Here is a 408-nt window from a genome sequence, read left to right as displayed (position 1 = left end):
GATGACTGCTTCCACATAATTATCAAGGAGATCGCTATCATTTTTACCTACTGCCATTTTAAAAAGATTGCAAAACGAACATATTCTCTCACAAAAAGGAATATGAATATAAAGATTTAATTCAGTAAGTCCTGGTTTCCAAATATCTTGAATTCCAATATGGTTCATAGTTCTGTACGCCTTTTTATGAGGATATCCATGTACATAACCTGGCCAAAGATCATTTTCAATTTGAAACTTAATAGAATTCGAGATAAATTCTTTACGATCAGCTGGTAAAATTGTCTTCATTTGTTTCCCCCATAAATTGATATATTAATCATAATTTGAATAAATTTACATGTATTATTTTACCAATAATAGATCGACAAGTAAATGATTTTATTTACAATATATTAACAAAATTAT

At 27.7% G+C, this 408-nt stretch carries 1 pseudogene; it reads right to left on the bottom strand.

Annotation, left to right across the window (positions count from 1 at the left end):
- Positions 1–291, bottom strand: a pseudogene (locus AC1DUA_RS40815) (hypothetical protein); the annotation flags it as partial.
- Between the last annotated feature and the right edge of the window lie 117 nt (positions 292–408).

The sequence above is a fragment of the Paenibacillus sp. 01T422 genome, assembly GCF_056398785.1.
This window is presented reverse-complemented; position numbering and strand designations above follow the sequence as displayed.